The following is an 8,023-nucleotide window of genomic DNA, read 5'->3' on the forward strand; positions in this document are numbered from 1 at the left end:
AGAACGGCTCGATCAGGCCGAGCAGACCTGCCCAGGGCACGACCTGATCCATCTCGGCAAGGAAGCGTTCGCGGCGGGTTTGTTTGCGCTTGCCGGCGTACTCAAAGTCGGATGTAGTGGTCAACTGATCCCGGACACTGAATTGAGTTTTTCCTCAGCAAGCGCAGGCGCTAACCCTTCGTTGAACTGATGCGGTCGCCGCCAGTTGTAGCGCTCCATCAGGAACCGGCCAATGTCCTGTTGCGCTAGCGCAGCGCTCATGTAGCCCACCGTCGGTTTCAGACTGCGAAATAGCCGCTCCATCGGAGCGTTATCGTGGCAGTTGCCGCGCCGACTCATGCTCTGTGTGAAGCGGTATCGCCATAGTCTCTGGCGGAAACTCCGGCTGCCGTATTGACTGCCTTGATCGCTGTGAAACAGCACATTTTGAGGCCGACCACGCTGCTCATAGGCCATGTCCAGCGCTTTGATCACCAGGTCGGCGTCGGGCTTGGCCGAGAACGCCCAGCCCACAACCCGGCGCGCATAAAGATCGATTACCGCCGCTAGATAGTGCCACCGACCTTCGGCCCCAACGTACGTGATGTCACCGCACCAAACCTTGGCGGGGGACGCCACGCTGAACCCTCGATCAAGCACGTTCGGGATATCAGGCCGCTCCACGGTCGCCTTTTTATAGGCATGGGAACCCGGCTGTTTGCTGATCAAGTTCATCTCGCGCATCAACTTGCGTACCTTGAATCGCCCGATCTGCATGCCGTCCTCTTTCATCATCAGCATGATGCTCCTGCTGCCCGCAGCGCTTCGGCTTTGCGTAAACAGCTCGTTCACGCGGCTGCGCAAAACCACCCGCTCGGCATCTGGATACCGACGTTTCCGGCAGTACGCGTAGTAGCACGATCGGGTTACTTCAAATGCCGAGCACAACAGATCAATCGGCTCTTGAGCCCGAAGTTGATCGATTAACGCGAACGCTCGTGTTCCTCGGCCATCAAGAGCGTGGTGGCCTATTTTAAGATGGATTTTTCCCGTTCTAGCCGGTTGATGCGGGCTTCGAGTTCCTGGATTTTTTGCTGCTCAGGCGTCAGGGCTTTGCTGGTCGGAGTAACACCGCCACGTTCCTGCTGGAGCTGGTTCACCCAACGACGCAAGGCCGAATCAACAAGCCCAAGCGAACGGGCTGCTTCGGCATGGCTGTAGCCTTGGTCGAGCACCAGGCACGCCGCCTCGCGCTTGAACTCAGGGGTAAAGGTACGACGCTGCTTGGTCATCAGACACCTCTCTGTGGCGAGCATTCTCGCCTAAATGGGTGTACGGTTTCATTAGACCACTACAGAATACCTGTTTGGCCCAGAATGAGTATCCAGGAAAAACTCTTGAGCAGATAGCTTGTCCAAAAAGGCACCAAGACAAGAAAAGCACCATGTCTGGGCGATGACGCGGTTGCTGGCTGACCCAGCAGGCTAAAGGGTAAGCCAGCAAAACCGAAAGGATTACGGTGGCTACTGACAGCCAATAGGTCGTGCCTAGTACTCTGAGAAAGTATAATAGTGCTTAATTGTGAAGCCGGGTGTACTTGCGTTCTCGAAGCTGAGTCCCAGAATTCGCGCCACGGGAACCAAAAAGAAAAATATCAGAAACAGCGCACCCGGAAGCGCCAGCCAAATCGTCCCTGAGCGCCTGAATGATCCCGCGGCACTGGACATTAAGCTCATGGCAGCAGCACCCCCTTGTCGGTCATCCAGCTGATACTGATCGGCTGCCCTGGTACCAACTCAGCGCTACCGAACGAGCGCGCAGTCACCTGCAATCTGGATTGGGTTTCGACGACAACGCGCGTCTCCGACCCGGCATAGATCAGTTCGACTACGGGTTTCGACTACGCGTTCGACTAGATTGCTGCACCTTTTTAAGTCTGCCCTGGCCATCCGGTAGCCGCTAAATAAAATATGACGCATGCTATTGAGCCCATGATGAACATATTCATGTTATTCCTCCTTCCAGTGTTTTGATATTGCCTAATGAATATCGTAGGTCAACGATGTTGTGAGAGTTCATCCGCTAACGCGACTGCTCCGCGGCGGATGCCCGCTTGTGCTGCGCTCAGCGGCCCTCGGGTCGCACTGATGTCGTAAACCTTAGGGTATTGCTGGGTCACAAATGACTGTAATAGCCGATCGCTGGCTTCGTTGTATACTTCAACGGTGTAATACACCGAGCCTGAGAAGGCACCGCGCTTGTCTCGAGCCGCCTGTACCACGTTATAAGAACCCAAACCAATATCAAAGCGGGAAAAAGTGGTCAGAAAAGCGGTATTTCTTTCTGCACCAGTTAGCGTGATCCGAATGCGCATGGCGCCCGGTACTCCCCCCGGGCTGTCCAAGACTTTAAAGTAGCGGGTGAGTGCATTTTTGAACTCGCTGTCCATGTTCTTTTTTAGAAGCATAATTTCGCCTATGTTTAGATCTCCTAGCTGGTTGTCTGCCGACGTATAAAGCATTATGGGTTCAACAATAACCGTATCGTAGCGGCCCCAGCTCGAGGTCTGCTTATACGAATAAGGGATACGCCCAGACGTGTCTTTGGTATTTGGCCCCCACTGATGCGCAGAGCCGATATCTGCGAACTGCACCGGTGTTTGGCTTGTGCAACTTACCGAGCAGAGGCTCGCTAGAAAGACTGCAGAGATACGCGCTTCTTTTGACATGCTCGGACCTGGCCTTTGGTGGTGTATGCGAAGTGGAGATGCTTGAGCGTCAGCGCATTTCTGATCGCGCTGCAGGATTGGCAAATCTGACTACCTGACCACCTGACCACCTGACTGCCAATCAGCTACAATGTGCAAGATGTATAGGTGTAAACAGTACCGTACGGTACATTTATATTTGTACGTCTTCCCAGAGTTGTCAAGGTTTTTCCGCATTATTTTTTTGGAGTGCCGAATGAGGGTCAGAACTGAGTCGCGTCGAACGGCGATCGTTGAAGCGGCCGCGAGTGTGTTTTTTGAAATGGGTTACGAAGGGGCCTCGATGAACGAGGTAACCCGCCGCGCGGGAGGGTCGAAAACGACGTTATATAATTACTTTGCTTCAAAGGAGTCATTGTTTGTGGCGGTGGTGGAGTGCCACGCCATGGCCTATATCGCAAAAGCGGTCCATGCGCTCCAGTCGCAGGTCATCAATCTCCCTAGCCTGCGAAGCACGCTGCTGAGCTTCGCTGAAAATGTACTGACGGTGCTGACCAACGACGCTGAGGCATTGGCGGTTTACAGGATGGTAGTAGGGGAGTCAGGTCGGTCTGACGTAGGTAGGATTTTTTATGAGTCCGGACCTCAGCAGTGCATCGATGCGCTTTCTCAGGTCATGCTTACCGCGATGCAATTGGGGCTGTTGCGCGAAGCTGAGCCCGCTTTGCGTGCTTCACAGCTACTGGCCCTGATCACGACGGAGTGCGAACGACGGGTGTTTCAGATTGCTCCAGAGCCTTTGACACTGTACAGGATCGGTACAATGGCTGAAAACGCGGTAGAGATGTTCTTGAATGGCGCGCGCCCCTGAGGCCTGATGTGGCACATCCAAAGGTTGACTATAAATAAACAGTACCGTACGGTACGTCGAAATGGTCGATTTGATCGGGAGTTTCATCATGGGTGTGAAAATTTTTGCATTGGCAGCGTTGTTGGTGTTCCCCGTTGGCATCGTCAGTGCAGATGGTCTGCTGCGAAATGTGCTGACGTCTGGCGGTACACTGGCTTCGTCGTATCTGACTTCAAGCGATTACAAAAGAGTCATCGGCGTGCGAGACGACGCAAGCAGTTTTGTCGCTAGCCAAGGGAAGATCAGAGGCGCCTATCTGGAGGCGATGTTCCAGAATGTGCGAGGTGAAAATCCAGGGCTGCGGGCTACCGATATGGAGTTAGCACAAGCCATCCTAGAGCGAAGTTCTAGGCTCTGAGGGTTTTAATGGATGATAATGTTGAAGATGCCACTGCCTATCGTTGTCGGCACTGCGGTCGCGGCACAAACCCAGAATTCAAACTGCTAACTTAGAGCTCGAAAAGCCCGACAAGCGATTAAAGGAAATTGCCAAACGTGAGAGTTCCTGACTACAGACTCGCGTCTGCTTAGCACCCGCTGCCGCTTAAGTCGACAGATTCTGGATGATTACGAGGTTGCGATCCACATCTCGCGCCACTTGCGCCTGCTCCTCGGCCGGGCTTGCGATCAAAAAGTCCTGCTCTTCATTTGATAAACCCCTTTACTCGTTCGTTCTACCGCCTGGCCGGGTTCGGTGGATAGCAATTGAGTACTTTGCGCTAGGCCACGGCTCGTACCTATCGCTCGTACCGCGTCGTTACCGCCTCCCAGGGATCTCGGCCTCGTGGACGCCCTGGTAGGCTTCTAATGCGCGACGGAGCCGGCGCTCAGAAGCCTGATGCACTCGTCCGGGCTGAATCGCATCAACCATAGCATCAACGTTAATGCCATCGCCCCTAGCGTGGTCGATGGCGAGCACTGGGACGGCGTCGATGAGCAGTTCACCAAGCATGAGAACCGGCCGCTGCGCGAAAAGAAAAAACTCTTCAGTCAGGAGGCGCCCTTTGGGCGCATGGGCAACCCCGAGGACCTGACGGGCATGGCAGTGTTTCTCGCCTCGGCCGATAGCAGTTATGTGGTTGCCCAGACCTACAACGTTGACGAGGAAATTGGATGAGCTGATGGGGAGAACGTTACCGACACGCCCGCTTGATACATTTCTAGCGTGCCAGCAGGTCGATGAGCGCGTGTTGTCATGCCGGTATGTCGATATGCCCATAGTGCTTTTATAACTACCGCCCGTTTTATTTTTTCTTTTGAATTGATATTACCTCAGAGCATAGTGGCCCCCTCTTCATAACAAGTGTGCGTGGGGAGTGAAGTCGTGGATGTCGATCATAAATCTCGAAGCCTGTTGATCGGCCAATGGTTCCGCAATGACTATCAGTGGCGTGGGTGTGGCTGGCCGAGGCACGCATACGCGCACGCCGACTAACGGATTGATTTTGTCTACACCCTCCTGAGGGCGAAAGGGCGCTACAAGGTCATTGAACTCGACTGTTAAACCTGACTGCACAGCTCCTGCGGCAGACTGCGCAGACAGGCCGCAAATTTCAAGTAGGCTACTGCCCACCTTCCGGGCGACCTGAGCTTGCTTTTTTGCTGCGCTGGCGATGACCAGATTACGTTTGTTGATCTGGCTGATGGCAGTGAAGATGTCTTCCAGTGTTTTGCCGGATTCTTGGGTGATTTCCGGAGTGCCTTGGGCGCGCAAAGTACTACCGCGCATTGCGTCAACGGCTTGCTCAGCTGTGTTTTAGCCGCTGACGGTTATCTGCTCAATCTCGCAGGTGGATCCCTGCGTGCGATAAGCGAGAGTTCGGACTTCACCTGCGACCACCGCGAAGCCATGTCCGGCCTCACCGGCACGGGCGGCTTCGATGGCAGCATTAAGGGCCAGCAGGTTAGTCTGCTCGTACCGCTGTGGAGTCGATCATCCAGGTGTCCAGATCAATCAGTCCTTCCCGGTTCAGTCGAATATGCAAACGCTCGAGTATTCGGTCGAACATGCCGTCGTCGCGCCAGTCACGAAACCGCTGATACACCGTTGACCAGGGCCCAAAGCGTTCAGACAGATCCCGCCAGGCTGCGCCCGAGCATCGGATCCAGAGGGTTGCGTGGAGTATCAGATGAGCATCACTGCGTCGGCGACCCATTTTCTGCTCTGGAGAAACCAGATCCCTGCTCAATTCCCGCGATGCGCCGGAGAGCTCGTGACGCTTTGTCATGCGGGCCTCCAGCCAATCATGGCGGCAATTCTACCCGCACCGACTTTTCGTACAAAACCTAAGTCTCCTCAGGTACCTCAGAAAAACGACGCGAGCAAATAGTTGACATCCGCGACGCGCCGTAGAATGATAGATGAACCGTACGGTACTGTTCACCTTGTTCGGTTCCAGGGGTTCTAACTCACCGGTGGTCGGATGGTCAGATTTATGACCCTCCCAAGTTCCGTGCACGATATTCACCAGCAAAGGGCAGGTCCGAGCATGTCAATAGAAGCGGTATCTCTGCAGTCTTTCTCTCATTTTGGCGAGCTGCACAGGCCACCTGCCGGTGCAGGAAGCAGACATCGGCTGGGTGAATCAGTGGGGGAGTGAACACCCAACACCCCTAGGGCGCAGTGCTTATTCGTACGGCCAGGTCTCACGCTGGGCTGCTACGGATAGGGTCATCGTTAAGCCGATAATCCTTTATACGCCGGTCAACCGCCAACTAGCGGACCCAAACATAGAGGTCATTATGATATTAAAGTAATACATGGATGGATAGTGAACTCAGAGGTACAATCGGCCATTATTCAAATTTCGGGAGGGTTGATGGCGTGAGGGGGGCTATGCGTATCTGAATAAGGCTCGCTAGTGCATCCACAAAAACTGCTTTCCTTACCAGTTTAACGCTCTTTTATATCATTTTAGGTCTTACAACCTCGCGCAAGCGTGTCGAGACCAACGAGGCGAGTTTCGTGGTCGGTATATTACACGGCTGAAGTTGTACGACTAGTCAAGCGACCATTCGTTTTCACCCGCCAAAACCAAGTGCTTACGAAATTAGTGCAACCTATGAGATATTGAGCTCAGCCCTTACGGGCATCCAGCACGGCGCATTACGGATGGCGCATGTATTTTCACAACTCCGTTGATCTACGATCCTCATCAAGCTGCATCTGTAAAAACGACCGTGAGGAAAAATGAGATGAATTTGCTTATCATGTGTTCGATAGCATGCGTTATTTCTATGTGGTTAGTAGTGAATGGCCAGATGATTTCAACAAATAAGCTGCTAAGAAAGCCCCATGTCTAAATCACATTCGGAGGTACAAATATGAAAATCCAGTTCGGGAATATGCTGAGTGCCTTTCATGCAGCTACTGCCCTGGCTCGCTCCAGGGCGACCGGGGCGATAGCACTAGATGATGTGCTCTGGAATCCACTGAAAATCAATAAAGGTATCGACGCCTGTAGAGTTCCATTTATATACCACAAAAAGGTTAGCTGGACAGATTATAAATATGCCATATTGACTTCGGTAACACCTCAAGAAGATTTATCAGGCTGTTCGATATCTGTGTCAGCAGCCGAGCACGAAACGTTACAATGCGAACTGTATTGCGCGTTCAAGTGTAGTATCTCGCAAAAGTTTGATATAATCGAATTCCCCCGACCAGACACGATAAAAATACGCTTCTCTCTCACTAGCGTAAAGGCGAATATACCTGTCCTTTCAACCGTGGCAAGATTTGACCCGTTATCTTTTGGCTTCAATTTGTATCAAGCCTACTGTGGTGCTGATGGATTGATGGTGGGGTCTATCACCTACTGGGTAGAGGTGCAGAACGCCTCAACTGGGGAGCTGCTATTGGCATTTGTAGGCAGAGGATTTCCTAACCCCTTGAATATTATGGCTTCAGTAGGTCGCCTGACCGCCGCAAGATATGGGATTGACCAAGCACCGGAAAATCTGGATAGGCTCTTTAAAAAAGGTTTCTAAGCGCATGGCGAGCAGATCAACCCCGAGCAAGGTAACTTGCTCGACTACCTATTCAACACTAACCTTGAAGCTATCGAGGCTGGGTTGACGGCTCTTCATATGCGTCCGACCAAGCCATCTACCCAGCCCTTGAAGGCCAAGGCATGATGTGCATTTAAATTTAAGTGGGCACCAGTTCTAGGGATGCTCCGATCAACTTTCCGCGCAGCGATGGCATGCCGTAATTCGCCGGCACTTAGCGCTATTCCCTGAAAACGGCCTAATACAGTGTGCAGCGGAGGTTTTCCGCCCGGTTCTCTGTGTTAAGTGCGCAACTCACCCAAACCCATCAGTCGTTTTCGAGCCATCCACAGGTTCGACAGGGCGAACAGCGTGGTCAGTTGGGCCGTGTTTTTCATCAGCCCACGAAAGCGTACTTTCACGTAACCAAACTGGCG

7 protein-coding genes and 5 pseudogenes are annotated in these 8,023 nt (G+C 52.9%); 4 read left to right on the forward strand and 8 right to left on the reverse strand.

Going from position 1 to position 8,023, the window contains the following annotated elements:
• The 4 genes and pseudogenes from IFT47_RS27105 to IFT47_RS27120 form a co-directional block, all read right to left on the reverse strand.
• A pseudogene (locus IFT47_RS27105) lies at positions 1-124 on the reverse strand (IS5/IS1182 family transposase); the annotation flags it as partial.
• A protein-coding gene (locus IFT47_RS27110; protein ID WP_192175156.1) for an IS3 family transposase occupies positions 121-1,271 on the reverse strand; the annotation gives its coding sequence in 2 pieces (ribosomal slippage) (positions 121-1,010 and positions 1,010-1,271; 1,152 coding nt in all). The pseudogene IFT47_RS27105 and the gene IFT47_RS27110, both read right to left, overlap by 4 nt.
• Positions 1,272-1,711: 440 nt before the next feature.
• A complete protein-coding gene (locus IFT47_RS28465; RefSeq protein ID WP_192175160.1) occupies positions 1,712-1,861 on the reverse strand; it encodes a TOBE domain-containing protein in 150 nt (49 codons plus the stop codon).
• A gap of 174 nt (positions 1,862-2,035) precedes the next feature.
• Complete coding sequence (locus IFT47_RS27120) at positions 2,036-2,707, reverse strand: DUF3313 domain-containing protein (RefSeq protein WP_192175157.1); 672 nt, start codon at positions 2,705-2,707, stop codon at positions 2,036-2,038.
• A gap of 235 nt (positions 2,708-2,942) precedes the next feature.
• On the opposite strand from IFT47_RS27120, the gene IFT47_RS27125 reads away from it, so the two are divergent.
• From IFT47_RS27125 to IFT47_RS27135, 3 genes and pseudogenes are all read left to right on the forward strand, one after another.
• Positions 2,943-3,557, forward strand: a complete 615-nt coding sequence (locus tag IFT47_RS27125) for a TetR/AcrR family transcriptional regulator (RefSeq protein ID WP_192175158.1) — start codon at positions 2,943-2,945, stop codon at positions 3,555-3,557.
• A gap of 61 nt (positions 3,558-3,618) precedes the next feature.
• Complete coding sequence (locus tag IFT47_RS27130; RefSeq protein ID WP_407073274.1) at positions 3,619-3,954, forward strand: DUF2388 domain-containing protein; 336 nt, start codon at positions 3,619-3,621, stop codon at positions 3,952-3,954.
• A 450-nt stretch (positions 3,955-4,404) separates the two neighbouring features.
• Positions 4,405-4,718, forward strand: a pseudogene (locus IFT47_RS27135) (SDR family oxidoreductase); the annotation flags it as partial.
• 172 nt (positions 4,719-4,890) lie between these two features.
• Here the strand turns inward: IFT47_RS27135 and IFT47_RS27140 are convergent.
• From IFT47_RS27140 to IFT47_RS27145, 3 genes and pseudogenes are all read right to left on the reverse strand, one after another.
• Positions 4,891-5,325: a hypothetical protein gene (locus tag IFT47_RS27140; protein WP_244656098.1), complete on the reverse strand. Its 435-nt coding sequence runs from the start codon at positions 5,323-5,325 to the stop codon at positions 4,891-4,893.
• Between the two features lie 51 nt (positions 5,326-5,376).
• Positions 5,377-5,511: pseudogene (locus IFT47_RS28470) on the reverse strand (methyl-accepting chemotaxis protein); the annotation flags it as partial.
• A pseudogene (locus IFT47_RS27145) lies at positions 5,507-5,824 on the reverse strand (transposase); the annotation flags it as partial. The pseudogenes IFT47_RS27145 and IFT47_RS28470, both read right to left, overlap by 5 nt.
• Before the next feature lie 1,096 nt (positions 5,825-6,920).
• Here IFT47_RS27145 and IFT47_RS27150 point away from each other — a divergent pair.
• The gene (locus IFT47_RS27150) at positions 6,921-7,586 is read left to right on the forward strand and encodes a DUF3313 domain-containing protein (RefSeq protein ID WP_192175159.1); all 666 of its coding nucleotides are present in this window, start codon (positions 6,921-6,923) and stop codon (positions 7,584-7,586) included.
• Positions 7,587-7,888: 302 nt separating this feature from the next.
• On the opposite strand, the pseudogene IFT47_RS27155 reads toward IFT47_RS27150, so the two are convergent.
• Positions 7,889-8,023: pseudogene (locus tag IFT47_RS27155) on the reverse strand (IS5/IS1182 family transposase); the annotation flags it as partial.

It is taken from the genome of Pseudomonas sp. CFBP 13711 (assembly GCF_014842265.1).
Lineage (GTDB): Bacteria > Pseudomonadota > Gammaproteobacteria > Pseudomonadales > Pseudomonadaceae > Aquipseudomonas.